The sequence below is a fragment of the Mycobacterium sp. genome (assembly GCF_965229105.1).
GTDB lineage: Bacteria > Actinomycetota > Actinomycetes > Mycobacteriales > Mycobacteriaceae > Mycobacterium.
Genome location: NZ_OZ245858.1, coordinates 1,969,266 through 1,990,853, shown reverse-complemented (window position 1 = coordinate 1,990,853; position 21,588 = coordinate 1,969,266). Strand labels below are relative to the sequence as shown.

Below are 21,588 nucleotides of genomic sequence, written 5' to 3'. Positions count from 1 at the left end.
GATGGACGACGCGCTCAACGCCATGACCATGTGATGATGCCGGGCAGCAGTTAGCCACAAGATCGTCAACGGACATCAGCCGCAGGTTCCCGTTCGTCTCCCGCAGTTTTCGGAGTTGCGGTACTGTCGGCCCGATCGGAATTCGTGACGGGGTCCGACGATCTGGGATAACAAAGCGTGCGATCGCCGCATGCCCGGATTAGCAGGGGGAGACGTAAATGCAACTCGTCCTCGGGATAGCCGTCGCAGATTCCACGGCGCGCCTGGCCCTCGTCGACGTGCACAACCCTGATCCCGCGCTCGACCAATTCGACATCAGCGTCGCTGGGAAATCCACCGTCCAACTCGTGCGCACCGTTGTCGACACCGCCCGGTCATTGAGCAACGACGGGAACCGATTGGCGTCGACCAATATCTGCTGGTCTGATACTAGGCAGGCCGACGCACTCCTGCGGTCACTGATCGACGCAGGCGTCGGCAATGTGCAGGTCGTATCCGCTGCCGACGCAGCTACCGCGTTCGTGCGCACAACGGCTGGCGACGCAGGGGAAGCGACCTCCGCGCTGTTGTTGGTGGACGACTCCACCGCTGCGCTGTCGGTGGTTGGACCAGATGCCGCCACCACCAGCCTCATCGACGTCGAATCTGTGGAACCCACCGGGCCCGGCTCGGCATGCACAGCGATGATCGAAAGACTCCGCGAGGAGACCGGCGGGGCGCAAACGCTCTATCTGCTAAGTACTTCCGGCGACTCGGCTGCCCTGGTTGATCGATTCCGAGCCGACTCACCAATTCCGATGCACGCAGCCAACGAACCCGCCTATCTACTCGCCCGCGGTGCGGCCTCGTTCTCCGCCGCCGGGCCCACCTCCCAATACCCCACGGCGCAGAGTCCCGTCATGGGTCAACATCTTGCCTACTCGATGGCAGACGACACTGGGTCACTCCCGTTCGGTAGCGCAGATAGTCGCGAGTACAGCGCATCCCTGTTGCAGATGTCAACAGGCTCCTTAAGCAACGCAACCGCTGCCGCCTTCCACACCAACGACCCGAGCGAATTTGATCAACCCGTTACCGCTGCACGACCACGGATCCTGTTGCTGGGAAGCACGATTGCCGCCATCGTCGTCGTCGGTTTCGCGGTGCTGGCCGTCGGCGTCGCCATCAGTATCCAGCCAACGGCCAGCCAGCAGGCTGTACGCGACCCCGAGGCTGTACCCGGGAAATACCTGCCGCCGATGCCTGGCCAGGGCACGGAGCCCGTTGAGGACGCGGCGGACTACGTGCCACCGGTAGTTCCGGTGGCTGCCGCCGCGCCTGAGGCTCCGCTCTCCACGGTGTATGTCCCCAAACGCCAAGGGGACTCCGGTGGAGTTGACAAGAATTCCGGCAACACCGGAGTTGGGACCGGCACGGTACCCGCCTCCGGTGGCGGTCAGATTCCTTCTGGCGGCGTCCCGGGCGTAGTTGATCCGCTCGGCGGTTTCAAGCTCAGCGATTGGCTGCCGAAGTTTCCCGACAACCTCGTGATCAATCTCGGGAGCTTCCCCAGTAGCCTCGTCGGCTGCAAAGAGGGAGACAAGACTTGCTTTCTCATAAGTACAGGTTGCTATCCAAATCGCCCTGGAACGTTGCAATGCCTGCAGCGCAACACCAGCTTCCTCGGTACCGAACCCTCTGACGAGCCTGAGCAGCCCGAACTCGGGTGCTCCCGACAAGGGGGCTCGCTGTCCTGCATTCCTTCGGACACTCCAAAAGATCCGGAGGTGAGCGACAAGCCGGATGGAGATACTTCGAGCGACAAGTCCGGCGAGGAAGCCGAAAGTGACCCACCTTCAGACGGTTCGGAGGATGGCAGCACCGGGTCAGGCGTTCCGGGAAGCACGCCGGTGAGCACCGAATCTTCACAGCCCGCGGAGGTCACGTCGACGACGCCTGCAACCGAAACAACCAGCACCACAACAACTCACACCACCACGTCGACGACCCCGACAACACCGACCTCTTCGACGACTGAAACGACGAGCACCACAACGACTTCCAGCACCACACCGACGTCGACGACGCCGGTGACAACGCCGCCGACTACCTCATCGCAGCTACCGAGCGCAGCACCGAAGGTCACCTCGGCAGCACCGCCCGCTCCCGTCGAACCGAAGGTCACCTCGGCGGCACCACCCGCTCCCGCCCCGCCTGCTCCTGCTCCTGCTCCGCCGGAGCCCGCGCCGGTACCCAGACAGGCACCCGCACCGCCGCCCGAGCCCGTCGTCGAAGCCCCCGCGCCAGAGCCGGTAGTCGAACCTCCCGCGCCAGCCCCAGTCGTCACAACGGAGCCCGCTGCACCACCCAGCACCGAAAGTTCGGACAGCGGGTCGCGCTCCAGCGATTCAAAGTCTTCGTCCAGCTCAGGGACATCCGATTCGACGCCGGAAACGACCGTCCTCAGTTCGCCGTGACGGACAGGACGTCAGAGGTCGTTTGGACCGAGTATGCCGTCTTCGATGGCGCGGGCCAACAACGCCGACTTAGTCGGTGCGGGGCGGCCAACGAGCGCGTACTTGGCACGTGCCCTTTGCAGATGAGTACGCACGGTCGTGGGGGCGATGTACAGCCGCTTGCCGACCAGTTCCTTGCTCTCAGTTTGGAACCACGCGACGAGTACTTCGCGTTCGCGATCAGACAATTTGACGCGGCCCAGCGTGCTGTCGTTGAGCACCGCCCGCCCCATCCTCGGACCCACATACGGCGAGGAACTGTGCGCGTCGTTGATGGCGTCGATCAGATGACGCTTACCTTCTGACTTCGCAAGATAGGTTATGGCGCCGAGGTCCAGGCAGGTCAGGATTACCTCATCAGCGGTGATGTTCGAGTAGACGATTACCCGCTGACCTCGTTGGCACAATTGGCGGACAGCATCGAAATCTGGGCGCATGTCCTCGAATTGGAGGTCAAGAATCACGATATCTGCAGCCGCACTCGATATCTGGGCCAAGCATTCGGCGGGTCGGTGATAAGCGCCGACTACGCGAATCGGTGGTTCGGCAGCAGCGCACCACGCTTCAATACCCGCGTGCACGACATCATGGCCGTCGACGATCGCCACTGTAGTAGTGGCAGGCCGCGGCAAATCCCCCAGGGTCACCAATCGGCCCCTTTCCGCGCCGAACCTTCGTTATCGCAGATTACATTAACTCTGCGCATCGTAATTACCGTAAGGAATCGGGACTCCCAGCGATGTAATACGCAAGCGGCTAAGCAGGTTCCAACCGCCGGTCCCATTAAGACGCCCCCCTGCCGACAAACACGCCTACACGTACAGCCTCGCCGAGGTGAGCCAATTGCGCACGCCAACTGGCAGAATTCATCCGATCGACCGGTAGCGGCGCGCCCTAGGATGTGCGTGTGTCGGTCAGTGGAACGACAGAAATGCCAGCGAAAACCTGGTGAGATGAGTGCTAGCAATCACACTTGGCCCGAGCTAGAGCGCAAGGCCGGAGGGATGGAAGTTCATGGGAATGGTCGGTGCCGATGTCGACCACTTACGGACGCTCGCCCGCCAGCTGACGCAGGCGGCCGACCGTCTTGAGGGTATGACCGGCGAGGTGAACGGACGCTTGTCGTCCGCGCCGTGGCACGGCCAGGACGCGATGCAGTTCCGCTCACAGTGGCAGGGCGAATCCGTGGTGTTGGTGCGCGCTGTGGTGAACGCGTTGCGGGCCGCCGGGGCGGAAATCGAGCGCAACGCGAACGAACAGGAACTTGCCAGCGCGGGAACGGGTCCTGGCGGATTGACTGGCAAGTTAGACGGGTCCTTTGGGCTGCCGAACAACGCCTTTTCGTTACTTCCCCACTGGCTGCCTGCAGATCCATTCGGCGACTTGTTCAGGGCCCCGCTGGCGCCGTTCGTCGATATTCGTGACTTCCTCGGCGCAAATTCGTTGTGGCCCATCAACAACGGCCTTGCCATCGGCACCCTAATTCCCGAGCTCGGCCCGGTGCTGCCATTGCTCGATGCGATGGGCCTGGCCGGCGATACCACCCTGAGCCCTGACGACAGAATCGTCGAGGCAAACCATTCACTGACCGACCTCGCCGGCGGCCTTATCAAAGATATCCCCGGACCAGTCGGTTATCTGTCTGGCGTTGCGGTTACTCAATGGGGCGATGTGGCCTATGAGGCGTCGAAAGCCGATTTCAGTCCGGCTGCGGTGAAGACGACATCGGATTATATTGCCTCCGATCCCGGCGGTGCCTTCGATGCCGCAAAGGACGCCGTCCTCGGCTACGTGCCAAAGCTGCTCTCGAACCTGTGGCCCTGACCGGAAGGTATACCCGTGGAAGACACCGCGCTGCTCACCGACGACGAGATCGTCGCGCTATGCGTTGCCGACGGCCGACCCTGGCCTCTCAGCCTCACAACGGTTGAACCGACCACCGAAGCTTTGACCCGTGCGGGTGTGCGCGGCATGCGATCGCTACTGGTGCGTCGGCTAGCGGGCGGAGACGCCGACGCACCGGGCGTCCTCCCGCACGAATGGATCGCCCGCGACATCTCGGCCTTCCTGAGCGCAACCGAGCGAGTAGGCGCCTACGTAGCTCCCGTGTCCGATCAGTCGGTGTTGGGCGGTGCTGCGGTAACAGCGGCACGCACTGCGGAAGGTTGGGTACTGGACACAGCTACTGCCGCAGGAATCCATGCGTTACGGAACGCTACAGCGGGAGAAGCCGCAGACGCGGTGCTCGCGCTGGCCGATTCCGCCTACAGCGGGGCACTTTTCGAAAACGCGGAGGACGGTACCGCGTGGGTCTGCGTCATCCGGTTCGGGCAGGACACCGAGAACACCATCGCGCTGGCAGCGGGATCAGTATCTGGCACGGTCAATGGTATCGAAGTCACCAAATGGAACTCCGAATTTGTCCGTGGGCTATTCACTCCGACAGAACGCTAGGAAGCCACGTGACGAATCCGAGCGACGATCCGCATCAGGAATATCGTCGACAGACCGACCAGATCTTCGGAACGGCCGTGCCTCCGGAGATGCCGCGCATCAGCCGGGAAGCGGACATCGTCCCTGAGGCCGCCACGGAACAACTTCCGGTCGAGTCTGGTTGGACGCAGCAATTGCCGGTTCTACCGGTGAGCCGCTTCACAGCCGGTACCACGTACAGCGGACGCCACGATGCAACCAGTACCACCCCGGCGCCCGCGGTGCCGACACCGCAGAGGGTCATGCCAATCGGTATCCCCGACGCGGATCCCGCAGCGACACAACAGCTTCCCGTGCAGTCGCCGACGACGCCCCCGCAGCAGCTGTCGATGCCCGTTATCGCGCCGCCCTCAACTGCACCCATACAACAGATTCCGTCACGGCCGTCGCCCATGCCCCCGCAACAACACGCGATGCCGGTGATGCCACCACCACCGCCGATTGTTCCGCCACAACAATTTGGGATGCCAATCGCACCGCCCCCACCACCGAGTGTTCCGCAACAACAATTTGGGATGCCAATCGCACCGCCCCCACCACCGAGTGTTCCGCCACAACAATATTGGATGCCACCGCCCTCACCACCGCAGCTGGGGATGCCGATCGGCACACCGGCATCGGCGCAACGCTTCGAACTATCGCCATCGCACGCGATGTGGGGGCTCACCGTCATCGCGGGGCTTATTGGACTGCTATCAGGAGTCGCCTGGATCCTGGTAGTGGGCGGATGCGCCTTTGGGGCCTGGTATCTGGGGCAGCGCCGCGCCCAGTGGCCGCCGGACGTGCGGGACGTGCTGAGCCGTTTCGGACTCGCTGCCGCACCTCCCGCCTCGACGGGACCTGCTGCGGGCGGCATTGCCCCCGTCCCCTATATCCCGTTCCGCCCCATGACCTTTCCCGAGATCTTCACAGGAGCGTTCAAGGTGGTGAGCCGGAACTGGCCTACGCTGGTCGGGATTCCGTTGCTGCTCCTGCTTGCAGCAGGGTTAGCCGGCTGCCTTCTCGGCTACATCATGGTGCAAGTCATTCTCTCAAGCGGTGATTCGCTTTTGAGCGCAGGTGCCGGTTCGTTCATGGCGCTGTTCGTGGTCTTCGGACTGCTGATCTATGCCGTTTCGCTGCCTTTGGACGCGTTGCTCATCGCCTTGGGCGTGATCACCACAGACAAGGCAGTACGCGGTGAGCGCATCAGGATGCCGGAAGTGTTTGCCCTTGCCAGGCAACGGATGTTCGCCGTCACGCGGCTGACACTTGCTTATTACAGCTTCTTCATCGTCACCGACATGCTGGTGTACACGATCGTGATCGCCGCGGTGATGTCGTCATCGTACGCCGTGGGCATCTTCTTCTACTTGGTTTTGCTCGCCGCCAACTTCGTCCTGGGCATCATGTTCAGCCTTGCGCCGATCGTGTTGGTCATCGAACACCGAGGCGTCGTTGATTCGTGCAAACGGTCCATGCAACTGGTGAAATCAGCTTGGGGTCGAATCCTGGCGATTCACGCGCTGTGGGCGGTCTGCGTCATGCCGATCCTCATGCTCCCGTCGTTCGCAATCTCGTTCGTCCTCGGTCCAATCGGCATGCTGCTGTTCATGATCATTGCGCTGTCATTCATGCTCGCTTTCACGCGCACGCTGCAACTGCTGGTGTACACGGACCTACGGATGCGCCAGGAGCAGTACGAGCACGAGCTGATTGCCGACTGGGCTCGTAACACTGCGACCAATTGATGTACCCAACAGTTCATCTCACCAGCCGCCGGCCACTCCGCCCGGCCGAACGGTAAGGGACCCACGGTGACGAATCCCAGTGACAATCCGCATCACGACTATCGGCGACAGACCGATCAACACTACGGAGCGGCAGTGCCATCAGGAATGCCGCGCGTCAGCCGGGATCCGGACATCGTCCCTGAGGCAGCCACGGCACAACATCCCGTCGACTCCGGTTGGACGCAGCAATTGCCAGTTCTACCAGTGAGTCGCTTCGCCGCCGGTACCACGTACAGCGGGCGGGGCGATGCAACCGGTACCACCCTGCCGCCTGCAGCGCAGTCACAACAGCGGGCCATGTCAGTCGGTATCCCCTACACGGATCCCGCAGCAAATCAACAGCTTCCAGCACAGTCGCTGGCCACGCCCCCGCAACAACAGGTGATGCCGGTCATCGCGGCGCCCCCAACCACACCAATACAACCAATGCCTTCGCCGCCGCCGGTCATGACCCCGCACCAACAAGCGATGCCGATGATGCCGCCACCGTCAGCTGCATACCCAATGCGTGCGCCCTCCGTGGGGCAGAGCCCTGCCGCGGTGTGGCTGATGGACCCGAAGAACCGCAAAACGGCTCTTGGCGGTGGGGCATTGGTCCTGGCCACGCTGCTGATCCTGGCGGGAGACTCGGGCGTGAAACTCATCGGCGTTGTCCTCGCCGCAGGGGCGTGGGTGGTGTTCTTCCGCGTCGCCCCCAGCGACACGGCGACGTTCCGCATCCGGACCAGGCTGGAACGCGAGGAGGTCGCGGGCTTGGCCGCCGAACAAGCCGCGAACCTCAAGGGGCCGCTGTCGCGAGTCATCCTGAAGGCCGGCACCCACGATCGACTGGACTTCGCCGTCACCGGAACACTGTCGCGGCCGCTGGAGTTCCACGCCGACATGTGGGCAGAGGCTGACGGCACGGTCTCGGTGTCCGCCACGATCGACACCTGGACACGGAACCGGATCACCGTCTGGTTCATTCCGATCCCGTTCTCCAGCACCATCGACGGCTTTGGTCTGTACAAGAAGTTCGGCGACAGTTGGACTGCCGACATCCGTCGCTACGACCCCACCGCCACCGTGGAGTACCTGAGAAAGCCACGCTGACCGGTCAGTACTCGCCGACGATCGACACCACATAAGAACCCTGGGGGGATGTCCACCAATGTCTATGACACTCGATCTGGCCGACGCCACGCGCACGGTGCTCGCTGATGCCGATTTCGCGCAGTCGGTGGAGTACCTAGCCCGGGGCGGCGGCCGGCGCAGTACCCACTTCTTCTTTTTCGGCGGCGGCGCCGGCATGCTGCTCTGGATCCCCTTGCTGGCACTGGGCTTCCTGGGCGCCTTCTTGAAACGCAACCCGGATAAGGCACGGGTCTATAAGGACCGGTTGAAGAATGGTTTCGCCGGACTGTCCTCCGGAGTGCCACCGACCGGCACCTACCCGTCAGCGCGCCCGGCCGGCCCAACTGTGATCGACTCACCGTCCTTCGTGCCCGGTACTGGCGGCCGACCGCCACGGTTATCGCTGCCCATGCGTGCCGGCCAGGTAGCTGATCGCGCACCGCAACCGGGTTCGCCCGCAGCCAGCACAACTCCGAATACTGTTGCACCATTGAATTTTTCGCGACCTGATAGTTCGCCTGTCACGGCCGACATCGCACCCGCGCCCCTGGTAGCAACGCCTGGAGCCGCCGCAGCGCGCCAGGACTTGCAGGTCCCCGCTGCGGTGTGGCGATTCAACCCGCCGCCCAGCTGGCAGCTTCCCGCCGGCTTCACGCCGGGGCAGGGTTGGACGCCGGACCCCTCGTGGGCACCTGCCCCGGCGGGATGGAACTTCTGGATCGCCGGTTAGGGCGTGCCTCTCGTGCGATTCGCTGACGAAAACCCGGCAGGTCCAGCCGTTTGTCCAGTGGCCCTCGTGAGTTGCAAGAGACATTGATCATGCGGCGGTGGTTCGTGATCATGGCGACCTTCGCCCTACTGGCTTGTGGGTGCTCATCGGGGCACGACATCGGTGCGTCCGATGAAACGGCGCCGTCTACGCCGGCAGTGTTGATCCTCGACGGTTCCGGATCCATGAATGAAAACGACGCACCCGGCCCCCGCATCGAGGCTGCCAAGGACGCCGCGCACAAACTCGTTGCTGCCCTTCCTGATACGGCGATCATCGGCCTGGAGACCTACGGAACCACCACGGGGTCGGCCCCCGACGACAAGCCGATCAGCTGCCAGGACGTGCGCACCCTGCTCCCAGTCGCCGGGTTGGATCGCACCGCGATGAACACTGCCCTCACCTCCATCACAGCGTCTGGCTACACCCCCATCAGCCTCGCTCTGCAACGAGCTGCCGACCAACTTCCTCCCGACGACAGTCCGCAAGCCATCGTCCTGGTCTCCGACGGCGAAGAAACCTGCGACGCCTCACCGTGCGACACCGCCGCCCAACTCAAAACGACGCACCCAGGCCTGACCATCTCCACCGTCGGCTTCAAGGTCGACGGCCCCGCCGCCGATCAACTGCGCTGCATCGCCCAACACACCGGTGGCATCTTCATTCAAGCCGGAAACGCCGCTCAACTCGCCACCCGCTTACAGGCCACCCAAAACATCGGCCAAGCCAACCAATCCCTCACTGGCAGCGGCATCTACGGGATCGACCTGGGTAACACCCTCGATGACATTCAGGCCACCCATCCCGACTTTCCCGATGCGTCCGGCTCCGGCCCGGTCACCGTAGTCGTCTGGCGCGACTGCGACTTCCAATTCACCGACGGCATTCTCGAATCCATTCGCCCGCACACCGGTGCACGCACCATTGACGGTCTGCAGGTGGGCCACCCCGTCGCCGTAGCCACTGAACTGTATGGAAAACCCCTCGCCGCAAACACCAACGACGACCTCAGCGGCAGCGCCGGTGACACCACCCTCGTCTACGACGCAGATCCCCAGGGCGACAACGCCTACCGGATCACTATCCAGACCGCCGGTCCCCTCACGGGCACGATCAAGACCATCACCCTGTGCCGGTGCAAACCGCACGCCGCGCTTCCGCCCGTTGACGCCGAATTATTCAGGGCGGAGTCCGACGGCGCCATCGGGTACTTCTTCACCGCACCGACCGGCGGATGGCGATGCGCTATCAGACCCTGGCAGGAGGCCGGCTGCTCCACTGCAAACGGAGATCCGCTACCCGTCGCAGGCGCCCCGTTGGTACCAAGCCACTACGACCAAGCCCCCGTTCCGCCCAACGCCATTGTTGTCACTGATGAAACAGCGCAATTCGCCTCACAGGGGGACCCCCATTATTTGAGGTACGACGCGCCTGCCCGAACCCTCGGCTACGGCGAGTCACTTCAAGCATTGGGATACACCTGCAACGTGCAGAAGAGCGGAATCTCTTGCAAGAACGACGCCACCGGCGACGGGTTCACCTTTTCCGCCGACGGCTACAAATTCGAGTACACGCCCGTGCCGGGGCTCCCACAGTCCACGTCGCCGCGACCTCGAACATCTGGTCCGGAGGAGATTGTCCTCAAACCTGTTGATGCTCAAGGGAACACGATGCCAGACTATGGGACGGATGCGAGTGGCTCAGATTACCCGATCAGCTGCGATTTCGGATCTCCGTCACCCTACGATGTCACCCACGGTGTCCGGTCCTGTGGCGACACTGCGGATTCCGGCGATGCGTGTTGGCCAACCGCCGGCGGGGCTCAGGTCCTGTGTCTCATCGACCCGTTCTCCAACGAATTGAAGCTCCGCACTGCCACCGGTGCCAATACTCCACTCAACCCCCAATCGGATGCGCCACGCCCCATGGCACTTGAACTTGACGACGGCACCAGGTGTCGTGCGCGGATCGGTGGTGCATGGTCCGCCCAAGCTCAGCATGCCACCTACGTCGGCCAATTCAGCTGCCAAAGCGATTCCCTGCCAGGTGATTTCATCGCAGTCTGGGCCCCTGCCGACGACAACTACGGCATCAAAAAAGGCCCGGACGGATGGACCGTGGAAGTCGGCACATCGGAGGGACCGCTGACCACCCTCAAGGTGACAAAGGTATTCTTCGTCGGCATGGCCGATGGCGACAAGACGGTGCCTGCACTGCCACAAGCCAACAGCTGTGAAGCATCGGAGATCTCGGCAGCGATCGGATCGCAGATAAGTGTCGAGAGGTGCTACGGCGATTGGGCCTACGTCACCACAGGTGAACTTGGCGACTCGACCAGTCTGGTGCATCTGTCCCAAGGACAATGGCAGCGATACACCGGCTTTCCCAGTTCAATCTGCCAAGGCAAGGCCGCTGCCGATGGCGTGCCCGAACCAGAACTGTCGAGTTTCCCTTCTTCCTGCTGACCCCCCGAGTCTGCTGTCAGCCGATCGTATGAAAGCACACCGACGACAGTTAGGTTCGGAGCGCAATCAAGCACAGCGCCCTAGGATCAGGCATCGTGACCGGTACTGGACCCGCACCCGGCGGTTGGGGCGGAAACCACGGGTGGCCACCCGCCTCGAGCCCGGGACATCCCCCGCAGTATGGGTGGCCACCGCTACCACCGCCGCCCGCTGGGCCTCGGCGGAGTCGCTGGCCCTGGATCGCCGCAGCGGTCACCGCCTGTGTGGTCATCGTCATCGGCTCGGCTTTTTTCCTCCGCGGTTCACACGACGGCGGCGCTGACCATCTGTCGTGGGATGCGGGTAAAGACGACGGAAAGGTCGCGGGGACGTATCCCAGCCAGCCGCAACCGGGTTGGAGTGTGCCCCTCCGAAATGTCACCGACCTCGCCGATTACTCCTGGGGCTACGCAGCCGACTACGGCGATGTCGTCCTGATCACGGCCGAACCCAGCTACGGCTCCGATGACAAGTCTTTGTTGGTGGCGTTGGAGACGGCGTCCGGCCGAATTCTCTGGACGACGCCCAGCGGAATCCGCGGAACGTTCAACTGTGCAAGGGAAACGGTCGACAACCTCCTGATGTGTGTACGGGATCTCACCGATGAGTCGCACGGAGGTGCGCGCGAAGTTCAGTTCTACCGCCTGGACAACGGCGATTTGGCCAGCACCCAAACACTCCCGGGTCTGATCGACGCAACCGTGTCCGACGGTGCGGTCTTCGCCGCGGGCTACACCTCGGACAACAAGAACTGGGTGGTGCGCGGAACCAGTACCAGTCTCGACGCGGGCTGGCGGGTCGAATTCCCCAGGGACGGCTGCAGCAACGACGACAGTCTCTACTCGACGGATTCAGGTCCATACGTCCAGTTCGCGGGGCCCTTGATAAACACGGAATCCGGCGAACTCGCCAGCCCCGACGGAACGGGCGCATCACTGTCGCCCAACGGACAGTATCTTGCCATCGCGACACCCCGGGATTCTTGTGGCGAACCGTCAGAATGGAGAATTACCGACACCTCGGGTAACACGCTGTGGACGGACGGGCCCACTCAAGACTCCGTGTCTTTCGGGACTGCAGAAGATGACGGTCGTATCTACTTTGGCCCCAAGGCTTTCGATCTCGCAACGGGCAACCTCGAGTGGATAGCGTCGAGTGGGATCACGATCAACGGTGGCGTCGGATCGACGCTGCTCGGGCGGAACGAGGGGCCGACGACTGAGGGGTCCGACGATGTCACTGTCGGTATCGATCCCGCGACGGGAGTAGTCAAATGGCAACTTGACGACACAGGGTATTGCTTCGTCAATGACGGCGCCCGATGCATCTCTGACTTCTACGACGGCTCGAAATCGGTTAGCGCGTACAACCTCGACACCGGTGAGACTGATTGGGCCATCGAGGATGTCGACGAGGTGTCGATCGCTGGGCCCGGATTCGTGACGGTGGATCAAGACCCCGGCCGCGGGGCTCGGGTGACGTACTACCCGCCACCGCAGTAGGACTGCGGTGGGCTGGGCCGTGGCTCACGACTCTACGAGCCAGCCCGCGGGTGACGGTCGCTCGAAGTGCTGATAGTCCTTGGGGTCTCGCCATTTTCCACCCCAGGTCCAGCCATGGTCGGCGAACAGCTGCACCTCCGGGTCACCATCACGCAACATCCCCTGGTCGGTGCGGGCACGATCGAGGTACTTACCGACGGTTTTCGGCTGGAGCTCTCCGGCTGCGCTGATGGAAGGGTTTACCAGTGGGTTGATGTCGATGGCCCGGCCGAAGGCGTGCTGGGACCAGTTGGCCGACCCGGGGATTCCGCGGCAATTGAATGCCGGGGTGTTGTTGTCCTCCATCGACAGTTCGTCCTCGGCGCCCCGGTAGTGCTCGGGAGTTCGCATCTTCTCAATCGGATAGCCCAGTAAGACGAGGCTGGCGAAGATCGGCTGGAGCCCGTCGCGTGCATTAGTGTGAGCGAGCAAACTCGGTATTGGGGGTGGTGTCGTGGTGTCGTGGTTGGCGTGGGGCAGGTCGGCGAAGACGGGCAAGGCGGATGACTTGCTAGACCATCCTGAGCCGCAAGCTACGCGCCGGCACCGACGTGCGGATGACCGCGGCGGCCGGTCTGTCACAGCGCCCGTCCTCTCCCTCGCGGTTGTCTTAGGCACCGTGCTCTGGACCGGATCGCAGACCTACGAGGACCGATTCGCGGCACCGCCGCAGATCAGGCTCGTCGACGTTGGTTCGGGCGCCACCGCCGCGCCCCAGCCTGTCCCACCGCCACCACCGGCTGTCGATCCGCCACCACCGCCTGTCGATCTGGCGCCGGTCGAGGCACCTGTAGTGCCCCAGTACCAGCCACCGCCTCCGCCACCCCCGCCGCCCGGTGAAGTGCTCCTTGGACCGCCCGATGGTGCGCAGTTCCCCGATAACAACATTTTCTTCTCATGGACCCCAGTCCCTGAAGCAACCATGTATCTGGTGGAGTACAAAGACAACGGCCCGCGTGACCTAGGTGGGGGCACCTATGGCACACGAGAAACATCGATCGATGCTGGCCGAATGGGACTCCAGCTCCCAGGGCCTTACCGCTGGCGTGTCACGCCAGTAAATGACCAGTTGCGCACGGTGGGCGTCGAGCCCTCGCCATGGCAGACGTTTACGATCGGCTAAATAGTCGTTCGGCAGCCGCTCGCCAGCGGAATGCGTAGTCATCAGCAATCTGGTCACTGGTTGACGGAGTGCCGACGTTCTTCAGAGAAGACACCTACGGGCCGTCGTGCCACAATTTGTTCCTGCTGTAGCAACGGGGGTGTCTAGCGCGGTGTCGGGGTTGTGGCTGGCCGATGGCACAACGGTGATTTTAGGCCGGACCCTAGCCCGGGCCGGTGAGGGCGAGATTCTCGAGGTGGCCGGCCGGCCGGCCGGACCTGGTGGCCAAGGTGTTTCACGACTCGCTAACCGGTCGTGAGGTGAAGTTGGCCAAGGTCGCGGCAATGGTAGGTTCGCCCCCGCCGGGCGCGGTCCAAGAGGACGGATTCGTGGTGTTGGCCTGGCCGGAGCAGGTGCTGCACCGCGACGGGGTCGGGCCAATCGGCTTCGTCATGGCCCGCATCGACACCGCCACCTCGGTCGAGATTCACGCCATCAGTAACCCCTCGGCCCGTACCAAGCCCCTCCCCACGGCCCCGCAGTGGACTCCTCACGTCACCTGGAGTCATCTGGTGACCGTGGCCGTGAACCTGTGTGCAGCGGTCCACGCGGTGCACCGGATCGACGCGGTCGTCGGCGACTTGCAGGAACGCAACATCCTGGTCTCCGATTCCTGTCGAGTGAGCCTGGTCGACTGTGACTCCATGCAGTTCACCGACCCCACCGGCAGGATGTATCCGTGTCCGGTGGGCCGCCCGGAATTCACGGCGCCCGAACTGAAAGGCGTGGACCTGCGTTCCGAGTCGCGGGGCAAGCCCTCGGACCTGTTCGCCCTCGCCGTGCACATCCACCTGTTGCTGATGGCAGGCAATCACCCGTTCCTGCGGGGCCAATGGATCGGTCACGGCGAACAGCCAGACGCACTGACCTTGGCCCAGTCGGGGGATTGGGCTGGCGGACCGAGGTCCCGGCTGACAACCCACCCACTGGCCCCGCCGCCGGCGTTCCTGCCCCGGGACGTTAGCGCCCTGTTCGTCCGCGCCTTCACCAACGGCGCCACCGACTCGGCGGCACGTCCCACCGCCGACGAGTGGCGCCACGCCCTACTCCGCGTGAAAGTGACACGCTGCGACCGGGGTCAGCACGAAATACCCGTCGGCTGCGCGGTCTGCCCCTGGTGTGCCATCGACACCGCACGCTCCGCGCGCAAGGCACGAACGGCCACGCCCGTCCACCCACAAATCGTTAATCAGATCCCCGGTGCATCACCTCAAACGCGTAAGCGGGGACGTGCACCCCTCTACATCGGTGTCGGAGCTGCTGTCATCCTCCTCGTCGTGGTCATTGCGTCTGCGCTCGTCATCCACAGTCGGCCCGGGGCCGCCACGGCGACCGCGACCGTGACGCAAGCTCAACTGGACGACCTGCTGCTTGCCTCGCCACAGCTGGACGCAGCGGTGGGCACCTCCGGAATCACGTTTGATCACAACACAACTGCGATGCAGGTCGACGACTCGGTCGCCGATCCGGCCTGCCGCCCTTTGAACGGGGCCGTGCTAGCTGGGCCGTACGCCGGTAGTGGATGGACCGACTTTCGAGACCAAGTCCTCCGGGACTCCGATGAGTCCGGTGTGAGCTTTTCTCATCGCGTCGATCAGGGCGTGGTCATGTTTCCCACATCAGGTGATGCCGACGCGTTTTTCAGCTCGTCTGCGCAAAGCTGGCCAGCCTGTGCCAACCGGTCGTACACCATGAGCCAGGCCGGCCAATCGGATCAGCAGTGGATCGTCGGGCCGGTCTCCAACACGAGCGGAATGTTGAGCTACCACAACACAACGCCAGGAGATGGGCACTGGACGTTTACGACCTGCCAGCGGGCACTGACCGTGGCCAGCAATGTCGTCATCGACGTCGAGGTCTGTAGCACCGACCAGCAAGACTCCGACTTCGACGCCGCGGTGAACATCGCGCATCAAATCGCGGCGAGGGTTCCCACTTCCTAGAGCGTCGTGACGGTCAGATCGTCATGCGCACAGAACTGGCCGATGACGCCCTCAACGCCGCACAGATGCCCTACGCAGTGGATTGACTGGGGCGGTATTCCACACGGATCACGGAAGTAAATACGCCTCAAGCAATTTCGTGAAACTATGCGCGATCTTGGGGACACTCAGTCCATGGGAGCTGTCGGGACGAGTGCCGATAACGCCTTGCCTGAATCGTTCAACGCGGCCCTCAAACGCAAAGTCGTACAAGACACCAACTGCTGGACCGATGCGGCGACCTGCCGCCGCGAGGTGTTCCGGTGACTCGCCCGCCATAACTCCAAACGACGGCACTCCCGATGCGGTTACATCAGCCCCGCCGACCACAAAAGACCCACACACCCGTTGCCGTGTCCGAATCCGCATAACAAATAACCAATGTCCACTACCGGGGATCAAGGCCCGTCAGGGCAACGCGGGACATGTTTGAGGCAGGTGCGACGACATCGGTGGATCACAAATTAGGTACACCGTCTCAATTCTGTCCTGTGACGCGGTCGAAATCCTTCCGCCACAGCCGAGATGCGACTAACGATGAGGCAGAACCGTGACACTGCGCTGGGTCGTCCTTTCGGGTTGGCCGTCTGGTCGCACCGTGACCGTCACCGTGTATTCCCCCGGGGTCCTCACTTTGAGGTAAGTCCCGGGATTGTAGGAATCGCATCCTGACTCGTCCTTGGCCTCAGAGGCCCCCGGACCTTCGATGTGGACCGTCGACGTGCACTCGGACCTGACCTGGTCGGCTCCCGCGAAGGACTTCCAGAAAACTTCGATCTGCTTGGTCCCGTTGTTGTCAGCTACATAGGTGTCACCCTCGACGCGGTCGTAGGCCCACGTCGTCACCTCCACCCGGTCGATCACCGAGCCAGCAGCCGACGGTCCGGTGTCGGGCAGGGGCGGGGTCGGGGTTGCAACGCTGCGTAATCGGAAGTCTTTCACCGAGTCTCGCGCAGCTTCCTGCAGTCCGCTTGCAACAAAATCCAAAAGCTGCTGCGGGAGTTCCGTCAGCAAGTTGGTAGCGATGCTCAGGCGGTGCAGCGCTGCCATCTTCGGCTTATCACCGGCATTTGCGCCTTCCTCCGCCGTGATCAGGCACTGCGCTATCCCACCGATCATGCCGTTCAACGCGGCGGTGGTGACACTACTGTCGATATTCGCGACGTTGACACCGGTGACGAAGCAATCCCATGCCTGCGGAACGCCGTCGAGCTGCTTCATATCGATACCGAACATGCTGACCCCGGACAGCAGACTCTTGACGAGGATGCCGTGCGGTTGCGGCATCATCCGGACGTCAGCCTCAGCGATCCCCGGGTTCAGGGCGAGTCGCCCCGCCGAGCGGCCAGCCAATACGCCCTTGTTGTTAGGCGTGAGCCCTACTACCATGGATCCCGCAGCATCGTCCATGCTCAGGGGTTGTGTGACAACCCAATTGCCACCGATTTCCTCGGGTGCGACAGAGATGGAGTAGAACCCGCCGGTGGCGTTCGCGAAGTCAATGGCGATCGAGCCGTTGTTGTCAACCAGGCAACCCGCTATTGCGCCTGGACTGACGGCGGTCAGCACGTAGTCAGTGCCATCTAGGGTCAGCTCACTCTTGTCGCGACATGGCGACGTCGAATCGCCGCGAAGAATTTCGAAGGTCCGCCCGATCCCGCCCTCGATCGCCTTGAACACATTCAAAGCGCTGACCCAGAAGTCGCTGAGGTGAGCGACTTCCGTTGTGAGCGTCTGGGTAGCCGGATCCCACTTGCCAGAGAACATGTCCCATTCATCGGGGTTGGCCGTCGACACCGATTCCAAAACGGGCAGAACGGTATCGCTCAGTTCAGCGACGATGTCGGGGCGGTCCGACAGGTCAAATTCCACCTGTATCGGCGCAGTGGGCTGAGCCTTTCCCCCATCCAATTGGATGCTGATCGGCTTGGTGGCGACCACCAGCGCCTCAGCCTCCGGTATGACGACGTCGCCACTGTTGATCGTTAACTCAAGGCCGCTGTCGGCGGGCGCTGAGGTGGCTTGCACCCGCACCTTGTCGATGACTGCGCTGACCTGTCTGCCCGACAGGGCAGCAGTCGAACTCGGGGTCGCAGCCTCTGTCGACGACGTTGCATTCAGCATGTCAGGAACTAGCGACCGCGGTCCCCCACAGCCGGCAGTTCCAGCCAAGACAACGGTGGCGAAACCTATGACCACACACCAATGACCGAGGGTCAGCTTGGGCTGCACGGCGTGATGATATCCAGATCGACGGTTAGTACTTGTCATACAAATGGCGGACACTCTGACTGTCCCAAAACCGCACCGCGTCGATCGTACGAATTCACTCAGCTGCATTCCAGATTAGTGGCGAGCGTGCTATACCCGTCGAGTGAGTGACAATTTGCCCCCGAGCAAGTTCGGCGCCGGCTATACCGTGGGCGGCAATTCGCCACAGTCCCCACCTCCCTCCGCCCCACCACCCACACAGCCTCCCTATGGCTCGCCCCCGTTCCCCTCGACGCCGCCGCCTGCGTCCCGGCCGCAGCAGCCCTCTTACAGCGCCCCCTCATATCCGAACGTCCCAGCACCACCCGTTGCACCACCACCGGGTACTCCGTGGCCCGGATACGACCAACAGGCTGCGTACGCGCAGTCGCCCCTGCCCACCGCACCCCCAAACGAGTTCATCGCCAAACTGCGCTCGAACAAGTTGGCCCTCCACGCACTAGCCGGAACGCTCGGCGGGGCAGTCGGAGCGCTATTCGCGGAAGTAGCGCCCACCGGGGGAGCCGCAAGCAAATTCATGGCGGTGATGGAAACGGGTCTTTGGTCGTGCATCTTCACGACCGTCCTGGCTGGTGCCCTCTTTCTTTCGGATACGTGGCATCAGCGGCGTGAGCTGCGACCCAATCGAGTGTTCATTGCCTTGGCCTCCGGTGCGGGTGCCGGATTTGTCGCTGGCGCGGTCGCACAGGCACTTTACTCACTCGACATCGGCTCGTTTGAATTCCAATACTACGTCCTCCGGACATTTTGCTGGGGCCTCGCCGGTGCGCTCATCGGCGGCCTGCTCTCACGTACGGTGCCGAATCTCGGCGTGGGGCGCGGAGGCGTCGCCGGCTTTGTCGGCGGTTGTATAGGCGGAATCTGCTTCCTACTCATCTCCAACGTCTTCCCGGAGGAATTGGGACGAATCTTCGGCATTGCGGCGCTCGGGCTCGCCCTTGGCCTGGCGATGTACGTGGCAGAGACCCTGTTCCGCGACGCCAGCCTCGAAATTATCTGGGGCCCGAATGAGATCTCCCGAGTGGGTCTCGGGCCACAGCCGATCACGGTCGGAGGCGGGCTCGAAGACGATGTCTACGTACCCGGCTTGCCGCCTGCCACTTCGGTCATCGTGCTCAGCAACGGCCTGATCGAGCACATCGAAAACTACACAGGAAAGCGCACCCCCTTGAGGGACGGTAGTCAATTGCAGATCGGACCGGTCTATCTGGCCATCCACGCCCGCCAATAGTTGAGCGACGTGGCCGGGACGTTCTCGACCTTGGTGATACCTGGCACCCACAATCGATGCTGACGTGAAGTTGCTGCTGGAAGGCGCCAACGGCGGTCATGAAACTCAAACATGGTGGTCTGGTGACGCTCGGCGCAACCCTGGCCAAAGCGGGCGAGGGCACAGTTCATGAGGTGGTGGGCCGCCCCGATTGGGTGGTGAAGATTTTCCACTCCGACGTCGCGGATCTGGCGGAGAAGCTCGAGAAGGTCGCGGCAATGGTGCTGTCGCCGCCCGAGGGTGCGGTGCAGTCGGACGGGTTCGTCGTCCTGGCATGGCCGCTCGATATCGTGCTCGACGACACTGGGCAACCGGTCGGGTTCGTGATGCCGCGGATCGACACTGCGACCGCAGTGGAGATTCACACCATCAGCAATCCGTCGAATCGGTTGAACCCGTTGCCTTCTGCACCACAGTGGACGAAGCACACCACCTGGAGCCATTTGATCCACATCGCCGCGAACCTGTGTTTGGCGGTACAGGTCGCGCACCGCGTGCACGCGGTGATCGGAGATCTCCAGGAACGCAATATTCTGGTCTCGGATACTGCACGGGTGAGTTTGGTGGACTGCGACTCCATGCAGTTCACCGTCCTATCGGGCAGACAGTTCCTGTGCGGAGTTGGACGCCCAGAATTCATCGCACCCGAACTGGCCGTCGCGAACCTGCGCATGCAGCCCCGCGACGAGTCCTCGGATCTGTTCACGCTGGCGGTACATATCCATTTGTTGCTCATGGCGGGCAACCACCCGTTTCTGCGTGGCGAGTGGACGGGGCACGGTGAACAGCCGGACGCTTTGACGCTGGCCCAGTCCGGATACTGGGCCGGAGGGCCGGACTCGCCGCTGCAGAGCCATCCGCTGGCTCCGTCCCCGAGTTTTCTGCCCGCCGAGATTGGGCGACTCTTCACACGGGCGTTTACTGACGGGCGTCACAATCCGGAGTTGCGACCGACTGCCGCGGAGTGGCGCGCAGCACTATTGGGCATTCGTCTGGTCTCGTGCGCTCGGATCGGCACCCACCAATTCCCGATCGACAGTCTCACGTGTCCCTGGTGTGAAATTGAAGGTGTGCGGGCAGCGCGCAGGGGCAGCCGGTTGGAAACGGCAGTCATCCCTGCCCAGCGAGGGCCCGAACCTGAGTCAGTACCGCGGGGGGCGACGCGTACGCGGCTGAGTAAGGCGGCACGGAAAGCAATCGCCGCAGCGGTGGTCGGGGCACTCTCGTCAGTGACGATAGTGATCTGGGCGGCGCACACCGGAGACAAGGCGACCGACAACGACACTTCGGCAGAACCGGGGAACCATGTTACGTTCCAATCGGTTTCGCCCTCCCCTTCCGATTCCGATTCGGCCGAGCCTCCACCGATCTCCGACGCCGATGCCCATGGGTTTGTGACCTTCGGGGATGGTGCCCGGTGCCTCGGTAGCGACAACGCTGAGATGTTCATGCGGACAGCGAACTCGGCACTGGTTGTATGCCGCAGCGAGATCGACCGACTCTATTACCGTGGTTACCGAATATCCGACGGCGCCGCCCTGGACCTGTACGACGTTTCCCGCCAACCAGATGGATTCCTCGCCGTAAACGCTCCCGAAAACGCGCGCTATGTGATCACCTCCGAGGGATTCCAACTGATCCAGAACGACGTCGTCGTCGCGAGCGAACCAGCGGTCGAAATCGGCCCCGCGCCCGCAGTGCCGGTGGCGCAGCCCGCATCGACGGTCCTGCTCGGTTCGGCCTCGGCGATCGGTGCGACGTCGCGCGGGTACGGCTCCGAACGACCTGCAGTGATTTCGATGGGACTATGCGCCAACACCATCTCGAACATCGTTTGGCAAGACTGGGGTACCCCAGTGGCACATGGCACGGGCCTCGGATGCATACAGATCGGGCAACCGCCGCGGTACCAACTGGTGGCCTCAAACATCGGTATATGCGAGGGAGTCCTGGCCTACCGAACATTGCAGATCAGCACCAACCCACCGCAGGACATCTGCAACGCGTAATTCGGCGACCGAACTGACCCCGGAAACCAGCGGGAGTCGGCGGTTGACCGAGTGGCGAGCACACGCTCGCGCCCACCAACGAAGCGACGCACATGAGCTGAGCGGAGGTCGAAATCGATTGACTGGCAAGTCTTCTCGTGGACGATAGCGTGGCATCCGCCGACATCGGCGAACCGCAAGAAGGCGTCCCATCGAAACCGTCGTCCG

Annotated in this window: 15 protein-coding genes and 1 pseudogene; 13 read left to right on the top strand and 3 right to left on the bottom strand. The window is 62.8% G+C overall.

From position 1 onward, the window contains the following. Positions 1-218 precede the first annotated feature (218 nt). On the top strand, positions 219-2,456 hold the full coding sequence (locus ADBZ9O_RS09625) for a DUF7159 family protein (protein WP_526530605.1): 2,238 nt from the start codon (positions 219-221) through the stop codon (positions 2,454-2,456). 11 nt (positions 2,457-2,467) lie between these two features. On the opposite strand, the gene ADBZ9O_RS09620 is transcribed toward ADBZ9O_RS09625, so the two are convergent. After that, on the bottom strand, positions 2,468-3,145 hold the full coding sequence (locus ADBZ9O_RS09620) for a response regulator transcription factor (RefSeq protein WP_526530603.1): 678 nt from the start codon (positions 3,143-3,145) through the stop codon (positions 2,468-2,470). A gap of 364 nt (positions 3,146-3,509) precedes the next feature. Between ADBZ9O_RS09620 and ADBZ9O_RS09615 the strand changes: the two genes are divergently transcribed. From ADBZ9O_RS09615 to ADBZ9O_RS09585, 7 genes are all read left to right on the top strand, one after another. Further along, on the top strand, positions 3,510-4,319 hold the full coding sequence (locus ADBZ9O_RS09615; protein WP_526530601.1) for a WXG100 family type VII secretion target: 810 nt from the start codon (positions 3,510-3,512) through the stop codon (positions 4,317-4,319). Between the two features lie 15 nt (positions 4,320-4,334). Further along, the gene (locus ADBZ9O_RS09610; RefSeq protein ID WP_526530599.1) at positions 4,335-4,949 is read left to right on the top strand and encodes a hypothetical protein; all 615 of its coding nucleotides are present in this window, start codon (positions 4,335-4,337) and stop codon (positions 4,947-4,949) included. 635 nt (positions 4,950-5,584) lie between these two features. Continuing rightward, the gene (locus ADBZ9O_RS09605) at positions 5,585-6,718 is read left to right on the top strand and encodes a hypothetical protein (RefSeq protein ID WP_526530597.1); all 1,134 of its coding nucleotides are present in this window, start codon (positions 5,585-5,587) and stop codon (positions 6,716-6,718) included. A gap of 546 nt (positions 6,719-7,264) precedes the next feature. Next, complete coding sequence (locus ADBZ9O_RS09600) at positions 7,265-7,852, top strand: hypothetical protein (protein WP_526530595.1); 588 nt, start codon at positions 7,265-7,267, stop codon at positions 7,850-7,852. Between the two features lie 58 nt (positions 7,853-7,910). Further along, a complete protein-coding gene (locus ADBZ9O_RS09595) occupies positions 7,911-8,603 on the top strand; it encodes a hypothetical protein (RefSeq protein WP_526530593.1) in 693 nt (230 codons plus the stop codon). 224 nt (positions 8,604-8,827) lie between these two features. Further along, the gene (locus ADBZ9O_RS09590; protein WP_526530591.1) at positions 8,828-11,107 is read left to right on the top strand and encodes a vWA domain-containing protein; all 2,280 of its coding nucleotides are present in this window, start codon (positions 8,828-8,830) and stop codon (positions 11,105-11,107) included. 95 nt (positions 11,108-11,202) lie between these two features. Then, positions 11,203-12,648, top strand: a complete 1,446-nt coding sequence (locus ADBZ9O_RS09585; RefSeq protein ID WP_526530589.1) for a hypothetical protein — start codon at positions 11,203-11,205, stop codon at positions 12,646-12,648. A 24-nt stretch (positions 12,649-12,672) separates the two neighbouring features. Here the strand turns inward: ADBZ9O_RS09585 and ADBZ9O_RS09580 are convergent, their stop codons facing one another. Beyond that, complete coding sequence (locus tag ADBZ9O_RS09580) at positions 12,673-13,038, bottom strand: M15 family metallopeptidase (RefSeq protein ID WP_526530587.1); 366 nt, start codon at positions 13,036-13,038, stop codon at positions 12,673-12,675. A 268-nt stretch (positions 13,039-13,306) separates the two neighbouring features. Here ADBZ9O_RS09580 and ADBZ9O_RS09575 point away from each other — a divergent pair, with 268 nt between their 5' ends. The 3 genes and pseudogenes from ADBZ9O_RS09575 to ADBZ9O_RS09565 all read left to right on the top strand — a co-directional run. After that, entirely contained in the window at positions 13,307-13,810 is a 504-nt protein-coding gene (locus tag ADBZ9O_RS09575; protein ID WP_526530585.1) for a hypothetical protein, read from the top strand. Positions 13,811-14,025: 215 nt separating this feature from the next. Beyond that, complete coding sequence (locus tag ADBZ9O_RS09570; RefSeq protein ID WP_526530583.1) at positions 14,026-15,792, top strand: sensor domain-containing protein; 1,767 nt, start codon at positions 14,026-14,028, stop codon at positions 15,790-15,792. Positions 15,793-15,815: 23 nt separating this feature from the next. Beyond that, positions 15,816-16,209: pseudogene (locus ADBZ9O_RS09565) on the top strand (integrase core domain-containing protein); the annotation flags it as partial. Between the two features lie 153 nt (positions 16,210-16,362). Here the strand turns inward: ADBZ9O_RS09565 and ADBZ9O_RS09560 are convergent. Further along, positions 16,363-17,955, bottom strand: a complete 1,593-nt coding sequence (locus ADBZ9O_RS09560; RefSeq protein WP_526530581.1) for a hypothetical protein — start codon at positions 17,953-17,955, stop codon at positions 16,363-16,365. A 664-nt stretch (positions 17,956-18,619) separates the two neighbouring features. Here ADBZ9O_RS09560 and ADBZ9O_RS09555 point away from each other — a divergent pair. Both ADBZ9O_RS09555 and ADBZ9O_RS09550 read left to right on the top strand, forming a co-directional pair. Then, entirely contained in the window at positions 18,620-19,333 is a 714-nt protein-coding gene (locus tag ADBZ9O_RS09555; protein WP_526530579.1) for a hypothetical protein, read from the top strand. A gap of 98 nt (positions 19,334-19,431) precedes the next feature. Continuing rightward, positions 19,432-21,381, top strand: coding sequence for a hypothetical protein (locus ADBZ9O_RS09550; RefSeq protein ID WP_526530577.1), 1,950 nt, complete (start codon positions 19,432-19,434; stop codon positions 21,379-21,381). Positions 21,382-21,588 lie beyond the last annotated feature (207 nt).

Bases quoted from the DNA above. Each gene is read 5' to 3' on its own strand.
- ADBZ9O_RS09625 (WP_526530605.1), top strand. From the start codon at position 219: ATGCAACTCGTCCTCGGGATAGCCGTCGCAGATTCCACGGCGCGCCTG.
- ADBZ9O_RS09615 (WP_526530601.1), top strand. From the start codon at position 3,510: ATGGGAATGGTCGGTGCCGATGTCGACCACTTACGGACGCTCGCCCGC.
- ADBZ9O_RS09605 (WP_526530597.1), top strand. From the start codon at position 5,585: ATGCCGATCGGCACACCGGCATCGGCGCAACGCTTCGAACTATCGCCA.
- ADBZ9O_RS09600 (WP_526530595.1), top strand. From the start codon at position 7,265: ATGCGTGCGCCCTCCGTGGGGCAGAGCCCTGCCGCGGTGTGGCTGATG.
- ADBZ9O_RS09595 (WP_526530593.1), top strand. From the start codon at position 7,911: ATGTCTATGACACTCGATCTGGCCGACGCCACGCGCACGGTGCTCGCT.
- ADBZ9O_RS09590 (WP_526530591.1), top strand. From the start codon at position 8,828: ATGAATGAAAACGACGCACCCGGCCCCCGCATCGAGGCTGCCAAGGAC.
- ADBZ9O_RS09580 (WP_526530587.1), bottom strand. From the start codon at position 13,038: ATGCGAACTCCCGAGCACTACCGGGGCGCCGAGGACGAACTGTCGATG.
- ADBZ9O_RS09560 (WP_526530581.1), bottom strand. From the start codon at position 17,955: ATGCTGAATGCAACGTCGTCGACAGAGGCTGCGACCCCGAGTTCGACT.
- ADBZ9O_RS09555 (WP_526530579.1), top strand. From the start codon at position 18,620: ATGGCGGTGATGGAAACGGGTCTTTGGTCGTGCATCTTCACGACCGTC.
- ADBZ9O_RS09550 (WP_526530577.1), top strand. From the start codon at position 19,432: ATGAAACTCAAACATGGTGGTCTGGTGACGCTCGGCGCAACCCTGGCC.